16 protein-coding genes are annotated in these 19,265 nt (G+C 66.9%); 8 read left to right on the top strand and 8 right to left on the bottom strand.

Going from position 1 to position 19,265, the window contains the following annotated elements:
- The 4 genes from PSA7680_RS07675 to lpdA all read left to right on the top strand — a co-directional run.
- Window positions 1-140, top strand: a 140-nt coding sequence (locus tag PSA7680_RS07675) for an SDR family oxidoreductase (protein ID WP_139838581.1), incomplete at its 5' end; no start/stop codon positions are given.
- Between the two features lie 24 nt (window positions 141-164).
- Window positions 165-2,825: a pyruvate dehydrogenase (acetyl-transferring), homodimeric type gene (aceE, locus tag PSA7680_RS07670; protein ID WP_085868082.1), complete on the top strand. Its 2,661-nt coding sequence runs from the start codon at window positions 165-167 to the stop codon at window positions 2,823-2,825.
- Window positions 2,761-4,116, top strand: a complete 1,356-nt coding sequence (gene aceF / locus PSA7680_RS07665; RefSeq protein WP_085868081.1) for a dihydrolipoyllysine-residue acetyltransferase — start codon at window positions 2,761-2,763, stop codon at window positions 4,114-4,116. The genes aceE and aceF overlap by 65 nt, the downstream gene beginning before the upstream one ends.
- A 14-nt stretch (window positions 4,117-4,130) precedes the next feature.
- Entirely contained in the window at window positions 4,131-5,873 is a 1,743-nt protein-coding gene (lpdA, locus tag PSA7680_RS07660; RefSeq protein ID WP_085868080.1) for a dihydrolipoyl dehydrogenase, read from the top strand.
- Window positions 5,874-6,132: 259 nt separating this feature from the next.
- On the opposite strand, the gene PSA7680_RS07655 is transcribed toward lpdA, so the two are convergent.
- Complete coding sequence (locus PSA7680_RS07655) at window positions 6,133-8,346, bottom strand: NADP-dependent isocitrate dehydrogenase (RefSeq protein WP_085868079.1); 2,214 nt, start codon at window positions 8,344-8,346, stop codon at window positions 6,133-6,135.
- Window positions 8,347-8,624: 278 nt separating this feature from the next.
- Here PSA7680_RS07655 and PSA7680_RS07650 point away from each other — a divergent pair, with 278 nt between their 5' ends.
- Window positions 8,625-9,740, top strand: a complete 1,116-nt coding sequence (locus PSA7680_RS07650) for a THUMP domain-containing class I SAM-dependent RNA methyltransferase (RefSeq protein WP_085868078.1) — start codon at window positions 8,625-8,627, stop codon at window positions 9,738-9,740.
- A 184-nt stretch (window positions 9,741-9,924) separates the two neighbouring features.
- Here the strand turns inward: PSA7680_RS07650 and otnC are convergent, their stop codons facing one another.
- The 7 genes from otnC to PSA7680_RS07615 all read right to left on the bottom strand — a co-directional run bounded on the left by otnC (window position 9,925) and on the right by PSA7680_RS07615 (window position 16,256).
- Window positions 9,925-10,575: a 3-oxo-tetronate 4-phosphate decarboxylase gene (gene otnC, locus PSA7680_RS07645; RefSeq protein ID WP_085868077.1), complete on the bottom strand. Its 651-nt coding sequence runs from the start codon at window positions 10,573-10,575 to the stop codon at window positions 9,925-9,927.
- Window positions 10,572-11,801 (bottom strand): 3-oxo-tetronate kinase, encoded by a 1,230-nt coding sequence (gene otnK / locus PSA7680_RS07640; RefSeq protein WP_085868076.1) that lies wholly within the window; start codon window positions 11,799-11,801, stop codon window positions 10,572-10,574. The genes otnC and otnK overlap by 4 nt, the downstream gene beginning before the upstream one ends.
- Window positions 11,798-12,610 carry an N-acyl homoserine lactonase family protein gene (locus PSA7680_RS07635; protein ID WP_085868075.1) on the bottom strand — a complete coding sequence of 271 codons (813 nt, stop codon included), beginning with the start codon at window positions 12,608-12,610 and terminating at the stop codon, window positions 11,798-11,800. Before PSA7680_RS07635 ends, otnK begins: the two co-directional genes overlap by 4 nt.
- Window positions 12,607-12,894 (bottom strand): putative quinol monooxygenase, encoded by a 288-nt coding sequence (locus tag PSA7680_RS07630; protein ID WP_085868074.1) that lies wholly within the window; start codon window positions 12,892-12,894, stop codon window positions 12,607-12,609. Before PSA7680_RS07630 ends, PSA7680_RS07635 begins: the two co-directional genes overlap by 4 nt.
- On the bottom strand, window positions 12,894-14,405 hold the full coding sequence (locus PSA7680_RS07625) for a tripartite tricarboxylate transporter permease (RefSeq protein ID WP_085868073.1): 1,512 nt from the start codon (window positions 14,403-14,405) through the stop codon (window positions 12,894-12,896). Before PSA7680_RS07625 ends, PSA7680_RS07630 begins: the two co-directional genes overlap by 1 nt.
- 1 nt (window position 14,406) lies before the next feature.
- On the bottom strand, window positions 14,407-15,159 hold the full coding sequence (locus tag PSA7680_RS07620) for a hypothetical protein (protein ID WP_085868072.1): 753 nt from the start codon (window positions 15,157-15,159) through the stop codon (window positions 14,407-14,409).
- Between the two features lie 89 nt (window positions 15,160-15,248).
- Window positions 15,249-16,256 (bottom strand): Bug family tripartite tricarboxylate transporter substrate binding protein, encoded by a 1,008-nt coding sequence (locus PSA7680_RS07615; protein WP_085868071.1) that lies wholly within the window; start codon window positions 16,254-16,256, stop codon window positions 15,249-15,251.
- A gap of 134 nt (window positions 16,257-16,390) precedes the next feature.
- Here PSA7680_RS07615 and PSA7680_RS07610 point away from each other — a divergent pair, with 134 nt between their 5' ends.
- Genes PSA7680_RS07610 through PSA7680_RS07600 form a run of 3 tightly spaced genes read left to right on the top strand, consistent with a single transcriptional unit; the run spans window position 16,391 to window position 19,184 of the window.
- Complete coding sequence (locus tag PSA7680_RS07610) at window positions 16,391-17,482, top strand: isocitrate/isopropylmalate dehydrogenase family protein (RefSeq protein ID WP_085868070.1); 1,092 nt, start codon at window positions 16,391-16,393, stop codon at window positions 17,480-17,482.
- Complete coding sequence (locus tag PSA7680_RS07605) at window positions 17,479-18,504, top strand: Gfo/Idh/MocA family protein (protein ID WP_085868069.1); 1,026 nt, start codon at window positions 17,479-17,481, stop codon at window positions 18,502-18,504. The genes PSA7680_RS07610 and PSA7680_RS07605 overlap by 4 nt, the downstream gene beginning before the upstream one ends.
- Window positions 18,501-19,184 carry a GntR family transcriptional regulator gene (locus PSA7680_RS07600; protein WP_245824514.1) on the top strand — a complete coding sequence of 228 codons (684 nt, stop codon included), beginning with the start codon at window positions 18,501-18,503 and terminating at the stop codon, window positions 19,182-19,184. The genes PSA7680_RS07605 and PSA7680_RS07600 overlap by 4 nt, the downstream gene beginning before the upstream one ends.
- The last annotated feature ends 81 nt before the right edge of the window (window positions 19,185-19,265 follow it).

Genomic DNA, 19,265 nt, shown 5'->3' with positions numbered 1-19,265 from the left:
TCATCCTGCCGCAGATCCCGGTCGGCCGGCTCGGCGAAGCCGAGGAGATCGCCCGCTGCGTGGCCTTCCTCGCCGCGGATGACGCCGCCTTCATCACCGGCTCCACCATCTCCGCCAATGGCGGCCAGTACATGGCCTAACCCCTCAAGGGAGGAAATCAGAACATGAGTGGTCAGACCCCTGACATCGATCCCGTAGAATCACAGGAATGGCAGGAAGCCATCGAGGATGTGATCGCCCGGGACGGCGCCGACCGCGCGCATTTCCTGCTGGACAAGGCCGTCCAGCAGGCCCGTGCCGCCGGGGCCAACCTGCCCTTCTCGGCAACCACCCCTTACCAGAACACCATCCCGGCGGACGATCAGCTCGAGTTCCCCGGCGATCTGGAAATGGAATGGCGCATCCGCACCATCAACCGCTGGAACGCCATGGCCACGGTGGTGCGCCGCAACAAGGAAAGCAGCGAATACGGCGGGCACATCGCCTCCTTCGCCTCTTCCGCGGTGATGTATGACATCGGCCTGAACCACTTCTGGCGCGCGAAATCCGCGATCCACGGCGGCGACCTCGTGTTCTTCCAGGGCCACGTGATCCCCGGCATCTACGCGCGCTCGTTCATGGAAGGGCGCATCAGCGAGGAACAGCTGCTGAACTTCCGCTCCGAGGTGGACGGCAAGGGGCTTTCCTCCTACCCGCACCCCTGGCTGATGCCGGACTACTGGCAGTTCCCGACGGTCTCCATGGGCCTCGGCCCGCTGATGGCGATCTACCAGGCGCGGTTCATGAAATACATGCACAACCGCGGCCTGATCGACATGGCCGACCGCAAGGTGTGGTGCTTCCTCGGCGACGGCGAGATGGACGAGCCCGAAAGCCGCGGCGCGATCGATCTCGCGGCGCGCGAGGGGCTCGACAACCTGATTTTCGTCATCAACTGCAACCTGCAACGCCTCGATGGCCCGGTGCGCGGCAACCACAAGATCGTGCAGGAACTCGAAGGCGATTTCCGCGGTGCCGGCTGGAACGTCATCAAGCTCCTCTGGGGCAAGGGCTGGGACGAGCTGCTGGAGAAGGACACCTCCGGCCGCCTGCGCCAGCTGATGGACGAGACGCTGGACGGCGACTACCAGACGTTCAAATCCAAGGACGGCGCCTACATCCGCAAGCATTTCTTCGGCAAATACCCGGAGACGGCCAAGCTGGTGGAAGACTGGACGGACGATCAGATCTGGGCGCTGCGCCGCGGCGGCCACGACCCCGAGAAGGTCTACACCGCCTTCAAACGGGCCACGGAAACCAAGGGTCAGCCCACCTGCCTCCTGGTGAAGACCGTGAAAGGTCACGGCATGGGCTCCGCCGGTGAGGGGCAGAACACCACCCACCAGCAGAAGAAGCTGAACGAAGAGCAGCTGCGCGCCTTCCGCGACCGGTTCCAGATCCCGGTCAGCGACGAAGACGTGGGCAAGGCCCCCTTCGTCACGCTCAACAACGCGCAGAAGGCCTATCTCGCGGATCGCCGCAAGGCGCTCGGCGGCGCCTTCCCGCAGCGCTTCCACGATGCGCCTTCCCTCGAAATCCCGCCGCTGGAGAAATTCGCCGCCCAGCTCAAGGGCACCGGCGAGCGCGAGATCTCCACGACGATGGCCTTCGTGCGCATCCTCACCACGCTGCTGCGCGACAAGAAGATCGGCAAGCAGGTGGTGCCGATCGTGCCCGACGAAAGCCGCACCTTCGGCATGGAGGGGCTGTTCCGCTCGGTGGGCATCTACAACCCGCTCGGCCAGCTCTACACCCCGCAGGACGCCGACCAGATGTCCTTCTACAAGGAGAGCGTGGACGGGCAGGTGCTGCAGGAAGGCATCAACGAGGCCGGCGCCATGGCCGACTGGATCGCGGCGGCAACGTCCTATTCCAACCACGGCGTGCCGATGATCCCCTTCTACATCTACTACTCGATGTTCGGCTTCCAACGGATCGGCGATCTGGCCTGGGCCGCCGGCGACAGCCGTGCGCGCGGCTTCATGCTGGGCGGCACCGCCGGGCGCACCACGCTCAACGGTGAAGGCCTGCAGCACGAGGACGGCCACAGCCACATCCTGGCGGGCACCATCCCGAACTGCATCAGCTACGATCCGACCTTCCAATACGAGGTGGCCGTGATCATCCAGCATGGCCTGCAGCGGATGTATGTCGATCAGGAAGACGTGTATTTCTACCTGACCCTGATGAACGAGAACTATGCCCACCCCGACATGCCCATGGGCACCGAGGAAGGCATCATCAAGGGGCTCTACCGCTTCTCCGAAACCAGGAAGCCGGGCAAGAAGCACGTGAACCTGATGGGCTCCGGCACGATCCTGATGCAGGCGCTGAAAGCCGCGGAAATGCTGAAGGAAGATTTCGGCGTCACCTCCGACATCTGGTCCGCCACCAGCCTCAACGAGCTGGCCCGCGACGGCCAGGACGCCGCGCGCCACAACCGCCTGAATCCGCTTGCCGAGCCGAAGAAGGCCTATGTGACGGAAGTGCTGGAAGGCTCCAAGGGCCCGATCGTCTGCGCCACGGACTACATGAAGAACTACGCCGAGCAGATCCGGGGCTTCATCCCGGAAGGCCAGCGCTTCACGGTCCTGGGCACCGATGGCTTCGGCCGCTCCGACAGCCGCGTGAACCTGCGCCGCTTCTTCGAAGTGGACGCCAACCACATCGCCGCTGCCGCGATGGTCGATCTCTACCGCGAAGGCGCGGTGAGCAGGAAAGATCTCGAAGCAGCCCTCAAGAAATACGACATCGACGGCGCAAAGCCGAACCCGCGGCTCGTGTAAGGCCGAAGGAGGAGAGAACGACATGGCAATCGAAGTGAAAGTTCCCGACATCGGCGATTTCAGCGATGTCCCGGTGGTGACGGTGCTGGTGAACGTGGGCGACGTGATCGCCGAGGAAGACCCGATCGTCGAACTGGAGAGCGACAAGGCGACGATGGAGGTCCCCTCCTCCGCCGCCGGCAAGGTGCTCGAGATCAAGGTCGCCGAAGGCGACAAGGTCTCCGAAGGCTCCGTGATCCTGGTGCTGGAAGGCGAAGGCGCCGCTGCGGCCGCTCCCGCCGCGGAACAGGCAGCAGCCCCCGCGGCAGCCCCTGCCGCCGCCCCCGCCGCCACGCCGGCCCCGGCCCCGGCCCCCGCGCCGGTGACGGACGCCGGCTTCGGCAAGGCCCACGCCAGCCCCTCCGTGCGCGCCTTCGCCCGCACGCTGGACGTGGACCTGAGCAAGGTCAACGGCACCGGCCGCAAGGGCCGCATCCTGCGCGAAGACGTGATGAAGGCCTTCAAGGCGGCTTCCGCCCCGGCGGCGGCCGGTGGTGGCGCCGTGCAGGGCGGCATGGGCATTCCGCCGATCCCGGCGGTGGATTTCTCCAAGTTCGGCCCGGTCGAAAACGTGGAAATGCCCCGGATCAAGAAGATCTCCGGCCCGGCGTTGCACCGCAGCTGGCTCAACATCCCGCATGTGACCCACAACGAGGAAGCCGACATCACCGATCTGGACGGCTACCGCCGCGAGCTGGATGCCGTCGCCAAGCAGGAGGGCTACCGCGTCACGCTGCTGTCCTTCGTGGTGAAGGCCTCCGTTTCGGCGCTGAAGCAGCACTGGGAGGTGAACTCCTCGATCCACCCGGACGGCGACAAGCTGATCAAGAAGGATTTCTACAACATCGGCTTCGCGGCGGATACGCCCAACGGCCTCGTGGTGCCGGTGATCAAGGACGCCGACCGCAAGGGCATCATCGAGATCTCCAAGGATCTGATGGAGCTGTCGGCCAAGGCCCGCGAGGGCAAGCTGAAGGGCGAGGACATGTCCGGCGCCACCTTCACGATCTCCTCGCTGGGCGGCATCGGCGGCACCAGCTTCACCCCGATCGTGAACGCGCCCGAAGTGGCGATCCTGGGGCTCACCCGCTCCAAGATGGCGCCCGTCTGGGACGGCGAGCAATTCGTGCCGCGCCTGATGCAGCCGCTTTCGCTCTCCTACGATCACCGCGCCATCGACGGTGCGCTGGCCGCGCGCTTCTGCGCCACGCTGAAACACCTGCTCGGCGACGTGCGCCGGCTGATGCTGTAAGGGGGCGCTGAGAGATGGACGTCAAGGTTCCCGATATCGGTGATTTCTCCGAAGTGCCCGTGGTCAGCATTCTCGTGGCGGTGGGTGATACCGTCGCGGCGGAAGATCCGCTGATCGAACTGGAAAGCGACAAGGCCACGATGGAAGTGCCGAGCCCCGCGGCGGGCAAGGTGCTCTCCATCGCCGTGGCCGAAGGCGACAAGGTCTCCGAAGGCTCGGTGATCCTGACGCTGGAAACCGAGGAGGGCGCGGCCTCGGAGGCCGTCGACCCCCCCTCGGCCGCCGCTGCCCCGGCGGCGCCTGCGGCCGTTGCCGCGACCGGCACCGCAACCGGCGCCGGCGACATCCACGCCGAGGTGGTTGTTCTGGGCTCCGGCCCCGGCGGCTACACGGCTGCGTTCCGGGCCGCCGACCTGGGCAAGAAGGTGGTGCTGATCGAGAAGGATCCCTATCTCGGCGGTGTCTGTCTGAACGTGGGCTGCATCCCCTCCAAGGCGCTGCTGCATGCCGCCAAGGTGATCACCGAAGCCGAGGAGATGGGCGAACACGGCATCAGCTTCGCCAAGCCCAAGACCGACATCGACAAGCTGCGCGCCTGGAAGGAAAGCGTGGTGAAGCAGCTCACCGGCGGCCTCGCCGGGCTGGCGAAGGGGCGCAAGGTGCAGGTGGTGACGGGCTACGGCCGCTTCACCGGCCCCAACATGATCGAGGTCGACAACGACGGCGAGAAGACCACCGTCAGTTTCGACAACTGCATCATCGCCGCCGGCTCCGAGCCGGTCACGCTGCCCTTCATCCCCCATGACGATCCCCGCGTGATCGATTCCACCGGGGCGCTCGAGCTGAAGGAGATCCCGAAACGCCTGCTCGTGCTGGGCGGCGGCATCATCGGGCTGGAAATGGGCTGCGTCTACGATGCGCTCGGCTCCAAGGTGACGGTCGTGGAATTCATGGACCAGATCATCCCCGGCGCCGACAAGGACATCGTGAAGCCCCTGGCCACGCGCATCGAGGGCCGCTACGAGAACATCTTCACCAAGACGAAGGTGACGGCCGTGGAGGCCCAGAAGAAGGGTCTCAAGGTCACCATGGAAGGCCCCGACGGGGAATTCACCGACACCTTCGACATGGTGCTCGTGGCCGTCGGCCGGCGCCCCAACGGCGCCAAGATCAACGCCGAGGCCGCCGGCGTCGCGGTGGATGAGCGCGGCTTCATCCCGGTCGACAACCAGCAGCGCACCGGCGTGCCGCATATCTTCGCCATCGGCGACGTGGTGGGCCAGCCGATGCTGGCGCACAAGGCCGTGCATGAAGGCAAGGTTGCGGCGGAAGTCTGCGCCGGGCACAAGCGCTACTTCGACGCGCGGATCATCCCGAGCGTGGCCTACACCGATCCGGAAGTGGCCTGGGTCGGCGTGACCGAGGCGGAGGCCAAGGCCAAGGGGCTGAAGGTCGGCAAAGGGGTCTTCCCCTGGGCCGCCTCCGGCCGCTCGCTTTCGCTGGGGCGCTCGGAGGGCATCACCAAGCTGATCTTCGACGAAAGCGATGACCGCGTGATCGGCGCCGGCATCGTCGGCCCCAACGCCGGCGACCTGATCGCCGAGGTGGCGCTGGCCATCGAGATGGGGGCTGACGCGGTGGACCTGGGCCACACCATCCACCCGCACCCGACCCTGAGCGAAACCGTGAACTTCGCCGCCGAGATGTTCGAGGGCACGATCACGGACCTCATGCCTCCGCGCAAGAAGAAGCACTGAGCGGATACGCACGTTCAAAGAGAAAGCCCCGGCCATCGCGCCGGGGCTTTTGCGTTGCGCAACTGGCGCAGGGGCTTCGGGGGGCTCCGCCCCCGCCGCCTGCGGCGGCTCCCCCGGGATACTTGGGGAACAAAGTGGGCGCCCCATCTTTTGACCGGTACCATCCCGGGGAGCGAGGCATCGCCCCGCGGAATGCGGAAACGCCCGGCCGGGGGCCGGGCGTTTCACGTGTTTTCTTTCCGGTTGTCTTTCCGGTGGATCAGCCGATGATCGCGTTCAGCGCGGCGCTCGGGCGCATCACCGCCGCGGCCTTGGCCGGATCGGTGTGGTAGTAGCCCCCGAGATCGACGGGCTTGCCCTGGACCGCCGCCAGCTCGGCGAGGATCTCGCTTTCCTTGGCCGCCAGTTCCGCCGCGATGGGGGCGAAATGGGCGGCGAGTTCGGCGTCTTCCGTCTGGGCGGCGAGCGCCTCGGCCCAGTAGCGGGCGAACCAGTAGTGGCTGTCGCGGTTGTCCGGCTCGCCGACCTTGCGGGAGGGCGAGCGGTTGTGATCGAGGATGCCCTGGGTGGCGGCTTCCGCGGCCTTGCCGAGCACGCCGGCCTTGGCGAGGCCCTGGCTGTCGGCGAGGAAGTTCAGGCTTTCCCCCAGCGCGCAGAATTCACCCATCGAATCCCAGCGCAGGTGGTTTTCCTCCATGAGCTGCTGCACGTGTTTCGGCGCGGAGCCGCCGGCGCCGGTTTCGAACAGGCCGCCGCCGTTCATCAGCTTCACGATGGAGAGCATCTTGGCGGAGGTGCCCAGTTCGAGGATCGGGAAGAGATCGGTGAGGTAGTCGCGCAGCACGTTGCCGGTGATGGCGATGCTGTCTTCACCGGCCGTGATCGTCTTCAGGGTCTGGGCCGTGGCTTCGCGCGGAGCGAGGATCTGGAACTTGTCGGCCACGCCGGCGGCTTCGAGCGCGGGCTTCACGTATTTGATCAGCTCGGCGTCGTGGGCGCGGTTGGCATCGAGCCAGAAGATGGCCTCGGAGCCGGTCAGGCGCTGGCGATCGATGGCCAGCTGGATCCAGTTCTCGATCGGCGCCTTCTTCACGGTGCAGGCGCGCCAGATGTCGCCGGCTTCCACCGCGTGCTCGTGCAGCACGTCGCCATTGGCGAGCACGATGCGGATGGTGCCGTCGGCCGGGGCTTCGAAGGTCGTCGGGTGGGAGCCGTATTCCTCGGCCTTCTGGGCCATCAGGCCCACGTTGGCCACGGCCCCCGCGGTGGCCGGGTTCAGCGCGCCGTTGGCCTTGAAGAAGTTGATCGCCTCATCGTAGACGGTCGCGTAGCAGCGGTCGGGGATGACGCAGTTGGTGTCGCCCTTCCGGCCCTTCTCGTCCCAGCCCTTGCCGCCGGCGCGGATCACCGCGGGCATGGAGGCGTCGATGATCACGTCGGAAGGCACGTGCAGGTTGGTGATGCCCTTGTCGCTGTCCACCATGTACATGGAGGGGCGTTCGGCGGCCACGGCCTCGATCGCGGCCATGATGGCGGCGTTGTCCTTGACGCGGTTCAGCAGATCGCCGAGGCCGGAGTTCGGGTTCACGCCGAGCGCCTTCAGCTCGTCGCCGAACTGCTCGAAGACAGGGGCAAGCCAGGCCTTCACGGCATAGCCGAAGATGATCGGGTCGGAGACCTTCATCATCGTCGCCTTCAGGTGGAGCGAGAACATGGTGCCGTCGGCCTTGGTGTCCTCGATGGCCTGGGCCAGGAAGGCCGACAGCGCCTTGACCGACATGAAGGTGGCATCGGCGACGGTGCCCTCTTCCAGCGTCCAGCCGTCCTTCAGCACGGTGACGGCGCCGTCCTTGCCGACGAACTCGATCCGTGCGTCACCGGCCTGTTCGGCGGTGATGGTGGCGGATTTCTCGTTGGCGTAGAAATCGTTGCCGGGCATGGATGAGACTTTGGTCTTGCTGTCGGCCGTCCAGGCGCCCATCGAATGCGGGTTCTTCTGGGCGAAGTTCTTCACCGCCCTGGCGGCGCGGCGGTCGGAGTTGCCCTCGCGCAGAACCGGGTTCACGGCGGAGCCCTTGATGGCGTCGTAGCGGGCGCGGATGCTCTTTTCCTCGTCCGTCTTCGGATCTTCCGGGTAGTTCGGCACCGCGTAGCCCTGCGCCTGCAGCTCGGCGATGGCGGCGGTGAGCTGCGGCACGGAGGCGGAGATGTTGGGCAGCTTGATCACGTTGGCGTCCGGCGTCTTCACCAGTTCGCCGAGTTCGGCGAGATCATCGGTGACGCGCTGATTCTCTTCCAGGTATTCCGGGAAGGCGGCGAGGATGCGCCCGGCCACGGAAATATCCTTGGTGCCGACGGTGATGCCGGCGGGTTTCGCGAAGGCCTGGATGATCGGCAGAAGCGAGGCGCTCGCCAGCTGGGGCGCTTCGTCTACAATTGTATACAATATGTTCGGCGTCTGTTTTTCTGCCATGTCCCAAAACCTTTCTCGTGTGTTTCAGAAGTGTGTGTGGCCAGCGGTGGGGCCCCACCGCGACAATAAATTCCGACAAGCCGCCTGGGGGCCGTTGCGGCGGCAAGTTCGCGGCCACGGCGGCGCCAGCACAGGCGGCAGGCGTGTTCGGATTAGCCAATCGCGCCTTCCGGATCAACCGCGCGCAGGCAGAAGATGGGGTGCATATTGACGCTGCCTGCCCCCGCGCGGCCGGATTTGCCCTCGCGCGGGGCCGTGTTCGGGCGTAAGGAAGCGCCATGACATCCGCGCAGACATTCGAAATCTTCCTGATGGCCCCGCCGGGGCTGGAGCCCGCGCTTCGGCGCGAGGCGATCGAGTTGGGCTTTCCCGCGCCCCAATTGACGCCGGGCGGCGTGACCTTCGAGGGCGGCTGGCCCGATGTCTGGCGCGCCAACCTCTGCCTGCGTGGCGCGGGCCGGGTGCTGGCCCGCATCGGCAGCTTCCATGCCAACCACCTGGCCCAGCTCGACAAGAAGGCCCGCGCCTTCGATTGGGGCGCGGTGTTGCGCCGCGACGTGCCGGTGCGGGTGGACGTGACCTCGAAACGCAGCAAGATCTACCATGCCAAGGCGGCGGCCGAGCGGATCGAGCGCGCGCTGGCGGAGGCTTTCGGCGCGCCGGTCTCACCGGAGGCCGAAGTGGTGCTCAAGCTGCGGATCGAGAACGATCTCTGCACCTTCAGCGTGGACACCTCGGGCGAGTCCCTGCACAAGCGCGGGCACAAGCCCGCCGTGGCCAAGGCACCGATGCGCGAGACCCTGGCCGCCCTGTTCCTGCGGGATTGCGGCTACACGGGGGCGGAGCCGGTGGTGGACCCGATGTGCGGCTCGGGCACTTTCGTCATCGAAGCCGCCGAATGGGCGCTCGGCCTGATGCCCGGGCGCAGCCGGCATTTCGCCTTCGAGCAGCTGGCGACATTCGACACGGAGGCCTTTGAAGGGCTCAAGGCGCAGAACCAGCCGCATGTTTCGCAGCATCGCTTCTACGGGTTTGACCGCAACGCAGGCGCGGTTGAGGCGAGCCGGCAGAACGCGGCGCGGGCGGGCGTTGCGGGCGTTGCCGAGTTCGCGCAGCGCTCCGTCGGCGCGCTGGTGCCGCCCTGTGACGGCCCCGGCCTCGTGATCGTGAACCCGCCCTACGGCGCGCGGATCGGGGATCGGAAAGAGCTGTTTTCACTCTATGGCACCCTCGGCAAGCGGCTGATGGCCGGGTTCTCCGGCTGGCGCGTGGGGGTGATCACTTCGGATGCCGGATTGGCGCAGGCGACCGGCCTGCCTTTTGGCCCATTGCGCAGCCCGGTCGCCCACGGCGGGCTGAAGATCCGTCTTTTCAAGACGGATCCCCTGCCCTGACTCATTCATTTCAATAAGGGTCATCGTAAGATGCGCAACGGAGCGCCGACCCGAGGGGTGGCGCAATCGCGCCGCCCCGTTTTGCCGGAAGCAAACCTTCGGTTTGACGGGGGCGGGTCGGCGCGGCCCAACAGTGCCTGTTGGGCAATCATCGCTTCTCGACCTGCCCGAGGAACAGACTTCCCTAATCATCCCACGCCACGTCGAATTTCGTCACCAATGCCTGCACCTGTGCTTCCGTCAGGCCGCGCGGGTTCATGCCGCGGGTGAGGAGCGCGAGGCGCGCGGTGTCTTCCAGCTCTTCGATGGCGTTGCAGGCGGCTTCCACGTCCTTTCCGGCCACCACGGGGCCGTGGTTGGCGAGCATCACCGCGCTGCGCTTGCCCGCGAGCCCGCGCACGGCCTCGCCCATCGCGGGGTCGCCCGGCAGGAAGAAGGGCAGAAGCTTCACCCTGCCCAGCTTCATGATGCCGTAGGGCGTGAGCGGCGGCAGGAAGTTGTCCGGGTCCACCTCGGGCAGCATGGAGAGCGCCACGGAGTGGCAGGAGTGCAGATGCACCACCGCGCCGGCCGTGCTGCGCGTCTCGTAGAAGGCGCTGTGCAGCGGCATTTCCTTCGTCGGCGCATCGCCGCCGATCAACACGCCCTTGGCGTCGAACCGGCTGAGCCGGCCCGGATCGAGCCGTCCGAAACTGGTGCCGGTGGGGCTGACGAGCAGGCCGCCGTCCTCGGTGCGGGCCGAGATGTTGCCGGTGCTGCCGCCGGTCAGGCCCCGGTCGAACATGGATTTGGCGAGCAGACAGATCTGCTCGCGCAGGCGGGCTTCGGCGCTCATGCCTCACCTGCCAGCAGCGCCAGGGCCTCGGCGAAGAAATCCGGCCCGCCGAAGTTGCCCGACTTCAGCGCCATCGCCAGCGGGCGCCCGCCTTCCACACGCACCGCCGGCACGCCGGCGGCCAGCCGCATGCCGATGCGCAGCGCCTTCGCCCGCACACCCTGAACCGCCGCGCCCGAGGTTTCGCCCCCGGCCACGACGATGCGCGTGGCGCCGCGCGCAGCCAGCGTGGCGGCGAGGTCGGAGAACAATCGTTCAATGGCTTCGGCGGCGACGCCTTTGCCGAAGGTCTCCTGCGCGGCTTTCACCACCTCCGGATCGGCGGAAGAGTAGACGAGCGGCGGCACGTCCTGCGCCAGCACCCAATCGGCCAGATCCTCGGCCGTCACCTCGCCCTTCACGGCCTCGGCGGCGGAGATTTCGCGGTGCGGGGCGATGGCCTTGTAGCGCGCCACCTGCCCGCGCGTGGCACGGCTGCAGGAGCCCGAGAGCACGACGCCGGGGCCTTTCACCGGCTCCCAAGCGGGCGTGGCGGGGCTGTGGCCGAAGTTCGCCGGCAGGCCCAGCGCGATGCCCGAACCGCCGCACAGCAGCGCCGAACCTTTCGCGGCCTTGCCGATTTCCATCAGGTCGGCATCCCGGATCGCGTCCACGATCACATGGCCCTCGCGCGGCAGCGCGGCGCGGATCGCGTCCGCCCCGGCCATGACGGTGACGGCCGGCACGTGGCCGACGGGGCGAGACGACTGCGCGGCCAGAACGCGGCGCAGATCGGAATCCGTCATCGGGGTGAGCGGGTGGTTCTGCATCCCGCTCTCGTTCAGCGGCACATCCCCCACGAAGAGATGCCCCATGTAGACGCTGCGGCCGTTCTCCGGGAAGGCCGGACAGGTGATCACGCCTTCCGCGCCCAAACGATCCGCCAGCGCATCGAGCACCGGGCCGATGTTGCCTTCCGGCGTGGAATCGAAGGTGGAGCAGACCTTGAAGATGATCTGTTCGCAGCCCTGCGCGAGCAGCCAGTCACAGGCGGCGAGCGAGTCGGCGACGGCCTCCGCCACCGGGGCGGTGCGCGATTTCAGCGCCACGACGCCTGCATCCAGCGCCGCATCCGCCGCGCCCTCGGGCACGCCGATGAACTGGCTCACCGCCATCCCGGCTTCGGCCAGGGTCAGCGCGATGTCGGATGCGCCGGTGAAATCATCGGCAATCACTCCGATCTTCATGAAAGGATCTCCGTCAAAAGTTTTTCGTCCTGCGGGCCGGTGTCGAGCCGCACGATATGGTCTGCAGGGCCCTGCGGGAAGAGCCGGCGCACCAGCGGATCATGGCCGGGCACTATCAGGCCGCGCGCACTGGCCAGGGTTTCCAGCCGGGTGAACCCGTCGAGCATGTTCTGAAGGTCCACCACGATCGGGAAAGGTTTTCGCTTGAACACGTTCTCGTAGTAGTGGGCCGCGTCCGAGGCCAGCACGAGCCAACCCGCCTTGGTGCGCACCCGCACGCATTGCAGGCCCCGGCTGTGGCCGCCGATGCAATGCACGGTCACGCCTTCGGCCACCTCGCCGTCGCCCTCGTAAAAGGTGAGCCGCCCGGAGTAGAGCCGCTGCACCGCCTCGCAGACATGCCCGGCCGTGAAGGGCATCCGCAGCACGTCGTGGCACATGCAGGGGCCGGTGGCATAGGCCATTTCGGCGGCCTGCAAGTGCAGCCTGGCGTTGGGGAAAAGGTGCAACCCCCCGGCGTGATCGTAGTGCAGATGGGTGACGATCACCTGCTCCACGGCTTCCGGCGCGATGCCGAGCGGCGCAAGTGCTGCGCGCGGGTCCATCCGGATCGGGCGATCCCGGCTGGCGGCCTCCTCGGCGTCATAGCCCGTGTCCACCAGGATCACGCGGCTGCCCTGCCGCAGCACCCAGATGAAGTAGTCCATCGCGTGGGGGGCGTCGTGGTTGTCGTCGAAGATGAAACTGTCGCCACGCACCCGCGCGTTGCGGTCGGCGTATTTGACGGCGTGGACCTCCCAGTCGCTCATCGCAGCACCTCCTCGAAGAGCGCCACCTGCTTGTCCTCCACCATCGCGGCGACCTCGGCATCGAAGGCCTTGAAATGGGCGCTCGCGAGATGGGCGTCGAAGGCGGCGCGATCGGTGTAGATCTCGTAGAGGAAGATCACGTCCTCACCCGGCGTGCGGCAGGTGTCGAATTGAAGGCAACCCGGCTCCTCGGCCAGCGATGTGCGCGCGTTGGCCAGCATGAGCGGCAGGAAGGCATCCATCTGCCCCGGCTTGATCCGGAAGGTCACTGTCACGGCATACATCAGGCGATCTTTCCTTTCATGCGGGCGAAGGCCCGTTTGGCCACCGGCAGCTGGCTGAGGATCAGCGCCAGGTTCAGCGCGACCAGAATGGCAGCGCCGGGGCGCGAAACAAAGACCGAAAGATCCCCGTCCGACAGGAACAGCGAGCGGCGGAAGGTTTCGTCGAACAGGCTGCCGAGGATCACCCCGATCACCAGAGGCGCGATCGGGTATTTCATCAGGTTCATGAAATAGGCCACGAAACCGACGCCCAGCATCAGGTAGAGATCGTTGATGCCGCCGCCCACGCTGAAGGAGCCGATGGCGGTCAGCACCATGACGACGGGCAGGAAGATCGTCTGCGGGATCTTCAGGATCCTGATGAAGATGCGCGCGGTGAAGAGCCCCATGATGAACATGGTGAAGCTCGCCAGCACGAGGATCGCCACGACGCGCAGGATGATCTCGGGGTCGATGGTGGGGCCGGGGATCACGTTGTTGATCTTGAAGGCGCCCATGAGCGCGGCCGCCGGGGGCGAGCCGGGAATGCCGAGCACCAGCAGCGGGATCAGCGCGCCGCCGATACAGGCGTTGTTGGCGGTTTCGCTTGAGAGCAGCCCCTCGATGCTGCCCTTGCCGAACTTGTGCCCCTCCTTGGAGACGGTCTTGCCCACCCCGTAGGAGACCCAGCCGGCCACGTCTTCGCCGACGCCGGGCAAGGCGCCCACGCCGGTGCCGATCACGCCGGAGCGGGTGATCGTGGGCAGGTAGCGGCGCATGGCCTGCCAGTTGGGCAGGATGCGGCCCTTCAGCTCGGCCAGCTGGCCCATCTCCACGTGGCGCAGCCCTTCGATGATCTGCGGCACGGCGAAGGCCCCCATCAGCACCGGCACCACCTGGAAGCCGCTCATCAGGTAGGACCAGCCGAAGGTGTAGCGCGGCTCCGACAGGAGCGGATCGAGCCCGACCATCGCCATCGCCAGCCCGATCAGCCCCGCGATCCAGCCCTTGATCACCAGATCCTCGCTCATCAGCGTCCCCGAGAGCAGGATGCCGAAGAGCGCCAGCAGCGCCTTTTCGGGGCTGGCGATGCTCTTGGAGATCAAGAGCAGCACCCAGACGAAGATCAGCAGCGCGAAGGTGCCGATCACCGTGCCGATGAAGCTGGCCGTCGTGGTCAGCCCCAGCGCCTCGCCGCCACGGCCCGCCTTGGCAAGCGGGTGTCCGTCCATCGCGGTGGCCGCCGAGGCCGCCGTGCCCGGGATATTCAGGAGGATCGACGGGTAGCTGCCGCCGTAGATCGCGCCCACGTAGGCGCCCAGAAGGGCGATCAGCGCGTAGTCCAGCGGGATCTTGTTGCCGAAGAAGCCGGTGAGGATCGTCACCGCCAGCGTGGCGGTCAGCCCCGGAAGCGCGCCGAAGGCGATGCCCAGAAAGACGGAGGCCACGAGGTAGAGGTAGGTCACCGGATCGATCACCAACGCCCAGAAGGCATGGCCGAAGCCGGCGAGTTGGGAGAGCACGAAATCCATGTCAGTCTTTCCAGAGCGGGCGCAGCGTGACGTAGTAGTGGTATTCGATCTGCTTGAAGATCAGCCCGCCCCGCGCCGGGACGTTCTGGCGGAAGCCGAAGGCCATGGCGCAGACGAGGATGAAGGGGGCGAAGAAGGCCAGCACGGGCACGATGCGCAGGGCGCGCTCCTGCCGTGCCGCCCGCAGAACCGGCAGTGTGAGCCCGAGCCAGCAGACCAGCGTAAGCCAGTCGTCGGAATGGGCGTTCCACTCCGCCTGCGGGCCGTGGGCGATCAGCGCGTAGCCTCCGGCCAGCGCCACCATGGCAGCCGAGAGCAGCGCCCGGCGGGCGTGGCCGCCGTGGTAGCCGAAGATCATCGCGGTGATCAGCAAGCCGCTGGCGAGGATGAAATCGACGCGCGGCACGAGGCCCGCGATGTAGAAGAAGAGCATCACCGCGATCGTCGTGAACCGCAGCGCCTCGGCGCGATCCCAGCCGATGCCGACGGCGCTCAGCGCGTGAGCGGCGCCGCCGGATCGGATGGCGATGGCCAGCAGCACGCAGGACAGGATGAGCAGCCCGCCGAAGATCCCCAGCGGCACCAGCGCGGCGGAGGTATACCAGTCCGCGCCGCTCACCCCGGCGCGGTTCTCGCCGAAGAGCGGGATGGCGGATGTCTTCCAGAGAAAGAAGAGCGACAGGGCGATCAGCACCAGCGATGCCCAGAAATCCCGTGCCCTGAGCACGGCCGTTTCATGTGATTGGGTGGTCAATTGGTCTCTCCTGCCGGGGTGGAAAAGGGGGGCGCGGCGGCGCCCCCTTCCCCGTGCCTGCATCGGGCCCGCTTGGGGCCCGCGGCTGCTCAGGGTTTGGCGATGCCGAGGCTCTCGGGATCCACGGTGGTGGCGCCCAGGTCCTTCAGCGTGTAGGCGAAGGTGCTTTCCAGCGTGGCGAAGATTTTCTGCGCTTCCTCGCCATACTGGCCGCCCACGTCGTAGTTGTTGGCCTTGGCCCACTCGGCCACGGTGTCGGATGCGATCGCCTTCTCGAAGGCGGCGCCCAGCACGGATTTCACCTCGTCGCTGGCGGAGTTGTGCACGGCGAAGCCGATGGCCTGCTTGAGCGGCAGATACTTGTCGAGCCCGTCGTAGATGTCGAAGGCGGAGGGCACCGTCATCCCCGCGATCTCGGCGCTTTCCGGCGTGAGCATCGCCAGCGGTTTCAGCTGGCCACCCTCGATCAGCGGCGCCTGCTCGGCCAGCGAGGTCACGACCAGCGCCACCTCACCGGCGATCGCGGCTTCCTGCCCCGGAGCGGAGCCCTTGTAGGGAACGAACTTGAAGGAGGCGCCCGCGCCCTGCTCGATGGCAAGCAGGTTCAGGTGGTGGATGGAGCCGGCGCCCGAGGCGGCCGCCGGGATCGTGCCCGGCGCGGCCTTGGCGGCATCCACGAGTTCCTGAAGGGTGCTGTAGGGGCTGTCGGCGGGAACCGAGATCAGATCGGGCGAGCCGCCGACGATGAACGGATACCAGAAATCGAATTTCTTGTCCCAGCCGCCCTGCACGGCCGCCGTGACGTTGGATTCGGACAGGCCGACGAGGGTGTAGCCGTCGTCGGGCAGGTTCGCCACGTAGACCATGCCGTTGGAGCCGGCCACGCCGCCGGTCTGGTTGATCACGTTGATCGACACCGGCAGGTGCTTCTCCATCTCGGCCATGATCATGCGGTTGATCGTGTCGGTGCCGCCGCCGGCGCCCCAGACGACGGCGGTGGTGATGTCGCGATAGGGATAGTCCTGCGCCTGGGCCACGCCCCCGACACCCAGCGCCAGAGCCGCCACGGCGGCCAGTTTGCTCAATTGCACACGCATATGATTTCTCCTCCCAGCATGATGCATTTCATATTGCATTTTTTTGCGTATGCATTAAATGATGCGTTGCCAACTTTCAGATGGAAAAATCTGGCAGATATGCAATTCAGGTCGGGACGGAGGCAGGAGCCAACATGACGAAGACATTCGAGATCGCGGTTTTCGAGGGCGATGGAATCGGGCCGGAGATCACCGCGCCCACGGTCGCAATCCTCAAGCGCATGGCGTCGGCCTCGCCGGATTACGCGCTCACCTTCACCGATGCCCCGGCAGGCGCCGCCCATTACGCGAAGACGGGCGAATCGTTTCCGGAAAGCTCGATGCAGGCGGCGAAACGCGCCGATGCCATCCTGCTCTCGGCCATGGGCCTGCCCGATGTGCGCTACCCGGACGGCACCGAGATCTCGCCCCAGATCGATCTGCGCAAGGCGCTCACGCTCTTTGCCGGGGTGCGCCCCGTCACGGTGAAGGCCGGCCAGCGCACGCCGCTGGCCCTGCCCGAAGGCAAGGAGATCGACTTCGTCCTGATCCGCGAAAGCACCGAGGGGCTGTTCTACACGCAAGGCAGGGGCGAGGTGAGCGAGGACGAAGCCCGCGAAACCCTGCTGATCACGCGCGAGATCTCGGAGAAGCTCTTCCGTTTCACCTTCGAACTGGCGGCCGCCCGCAAGAAGGCCGGCCGCGGCAAGGGGCGCGTCACCTGCGTCGACAAGGCCAACGTCTTCCGCGCCTTCGCCTTCTTCCGTTCGCTGTTCGATGCCGAAGCCGCCAGGCACCCCGACCTGAAGGCCGACCACGCCTACGTGGACGCCACCGCGCTCTGGATGGTGCAGAAGCCCTGGGAGTTCGACGTGATGGTCACCGAGAACATGTTCGGCGACATCCTCTCCGATCTGGGCGCCGGCCTGATGGGCGGCCTCGGGCTCGCCCCGTCCGCCGACATCGGCGAGAAACACGCCGTGTTCCAGCCCTGCCACGGATCCGCACCCGACATCGCCGGGCAAGGAGTGGCCAACCCCTTCGCGATGATCCTCTCCGCCGCGATGATGCTGGATTGGCTCGGCATCAAGCACGACGTGCCCGCCATGGTCGCCGACGGCAACCGCCTGCGCGAAGCCGTCGAGGATGTGGTGGCCCGGGGCGAGGTATTGACCCGCGATCTGGGCGGCAAGGCCGGCACCGATGAAGCGGCCGCGGCCGTGCTCGAAACGCTTTTCGTGGCATGAGCGCCCCCGGAACGGTGCGCGTCGCCTGCCTCGGCGCGGGGTATTTCAGCCAGTTCCACTACGGCAGCTGGGCGCGGATGCCCGGCGCTGTGCCGGTGGCCTCCTGCAACCGCGACATCACCAAGGCACAGGCCACCGGCCTGCCCGCCTACGATGATCTGCGCAGGATGCTGGAGACCGAACGGCCCGACCTGCTGGACATCATCCTGCCCCCCGTCGCCCACGCACAGGCGATCCGCACCGCGCTCGACTGCGGGGTGAAATGGATGATCTGCCAGAAGCCCTTCTGCAACGATCTCGCCGAGGCACGGGCCATCTGCGCCGAGGCCGAGGCGGCGGGCGCCACGATCGTCGTGCATGAGAACTTCCGCTTCCAGCCCTGGTATCGCGCCATCAAGAGCGCGCTTGAGGCGGGGCGCATCGGCCAGCTTCAGCAGGCCACCTTCCGCCTGCGCCCCGGCGACGGCCAAGGCCCCCGCGCCTACCTGGACCGGCAGCCCTACTTCCAGCAGATGGAGCGTTTCCTCGTGCATGAAACGGCCGTTCACTGGGTCGATACCTTCCGCTACCTGATGGGCGATCCCGTGGCCGTCTATGCCGATCTGCGCAAGGTGAACCCGGTGATCGCCGGCGAGGATGCGGGCTACATCCTGTTTGACCACCCAGGTGGCGTGCGCGCACTGTTCGATGGCAACCGCAGCCTCGATCACGCCGCCGACAACCACCGCCGCACCATGGGCGAAGCCTGGTTCGAAGGCACCGAAGGCACGCTCACGCTGCTGGGCGACGGCTCCGTCCACCTGCGCCCCTTCGGCGGGCTGGAAACCGAGGTAATCCTGCCGCCCGACGGCTGGGAGGGCTTCGGCGGAGATTGCGTCCATGCGTTGCAGGCGCACGTCATCGCGGGCATCCGTGAGGGATCGCCTCTTGAAAACACCGCCCAAGACTATCTTAAAGTGATCGAAATCGAGGAGGCGATCTACGCTTCGGCAGAAGCGCAGGCAAAGATACGAATGGAGTGAGCGTGGCGGCCCAGCCCGGAAAACCCCCGTCCAACACGCAGCGCGCGCTGCAGGAGTTGCGGCGCATGATCTTCACCGGCGAATTGTCGGGCGGATCGGACCATCTGGAAAGCGAACTCGCGGAGCGGCTCGGCATGTCGCGCACGCCGGTGCGCGAGGCGGCGCTGACGCTGGAGAGCCAGGGCCTGCTGGAGATGCGCCCCCGAAAGGGCGTGCGCATCCTTCCCGTGTCGCCCGAGGACATGCACGAGATCTACGAAGTGCTGACCGAGCTGGAAAGCCTCGCCGCCGAACGCGCGGCGCGCAGCAGGCCGGGCGCAGACGATCTGGCGCAGCTGGAGGCCGCGATCTCGGACATGGACGCCGCCCTGGCGGCGGAGGATCGCGAGGCCTGGGCGGCGGCGGACGATCGTTTCCACAGCGAGTTGGTGCGCCTCGGCGGCAACCGCCGCGCGGCGGCCATCGTCGCGATGATGGGCGATCAGGTGCGCCGGGCCAAGGCCAGCACGCTCTACATCCGCCCGCTGCCGACGCAATCCAACAGCGATCACCGCGAGGTGCTGGATGCGATCCGGCGCGGAGACGCCGAGGCCGCGCGCCGCCTGCACCGCGCCCACCGCGAGCGCGCGCGGGAAATGATCGTGAACCTTCTGGAGCGGCACAGGCTGAGCAGCCTGTAAGGGTTTTTCTTTTCGCAACGGCAGCGCCGTCCCGAGGGGTGGCGCAATCGCGCCGCCCCATGGGGGCGGGACGGCGCGGCC

It is taken from the genome of Pseudoruegeria aquimaris, assembly GCF_900172235.1.
GTDB lineage: Bacteria > Pseudomonadota > Alphaproteobacteria > Rhodobacterales > Rhodobacteraceae > Pseudoruegeria > Pseudoruegeria aquimaris.
Note: the sequence above shows the minus strand (reverse complement) of the source record. Positions and strands in the feature narration are given on the sequence as shown.

What these genes read in the sequence shown, in the direction of transcription:
- aceE (WP_085868082.1), top strand. Translation starts at nt 165, where the DNA reads ATGAGTGGTCAGACCCCTGACATCGATCCCGTAGAATCACAGGAATGG.
- lpdA (WP_085868080.1), top strand. Translation starts at nt 4,131, where the DNA reads ATGGACGTCAAGGTTCCCGATATCGGTGATTTCTCCGAAGTGCCCGTG.
- PSA7680_RS07655 (WP_085868079.1), bottom strand. Translation starts at nt 8,346, where the DNA reads ATGGCAGAAAAACAGACGCCGAACATATTGTATACAATTGTAGACGAA.
- PSA7680_RS07650 (WP_085868078.1), top strand. Translation starts at nt 8,625, where the DNA reads ATGACATCCGCGCAGACATTCGAAATCTTCCTGATGGCCCCGCCGGGG.
- otnC (WP_085868077.1), bottom strand. Translation starts at nt 10,575, where the DNA reads ATGAGCGCCGAAGCCCGCCTGCGCGAGCAGATCTGTCTGCTCGCCAAA.
- otnK (WP_085868076.1), bottom strand. Translation starts at nt 11,801, where the DNA reads ATGAAGATCGGAGTGATTGCCGATGATTTCACCGGCGCATCCGACATC.
- PSA7680_RS07635 (WP_085868075.1), bottom strand. Translation starts at nt 12,610, where the DNA reads ATGAGCGACTGGGAGGTCCACGCCGTCAAATACGCCGACCGCAACGCG.
- PSA7680_RS07630 (WP_085868074.1), bottom strand. Translation starts at nt 12,894, where the DNA reads ATGTATGCCGTGACAGTGACCTTCCGGATCAAGCCGGGGCAGATGGAT.
- PSA7680_RS07625 (WP_085868073.1), bottom strand. Translation starts at nt 14,405, where the DNA reads ATGGATTTCGTGCTCTCCCAACTCGCCGGCTTCGGCCATGCCTTCTGG.
- PSA7680_RS07615 (WP_085868071.1), bottom strand. Translation starts at nt 16,256, where the DNA reads ATGCGTGTGCAATTGAGCAAACTGGCCGCCGTGGCGGCTCTGGCGCTG.
- PSA7680_RS07610 (WP_085868070.1), top strand. Translation starts at nt 16,391, where the DNA reads ATGACGAAGACATTCGAGATCGCGGTTTTCGAGGGCGATGGAATCGGG.
- PSA7680_RS07605 (WP_085868069.1), top strand. Translation starts at nt 17,479, where the DNA reads ATGAGCGCCCCCGGAACGGTGCGCGTCGCCTGCCTCGGCGCGGGGTAT.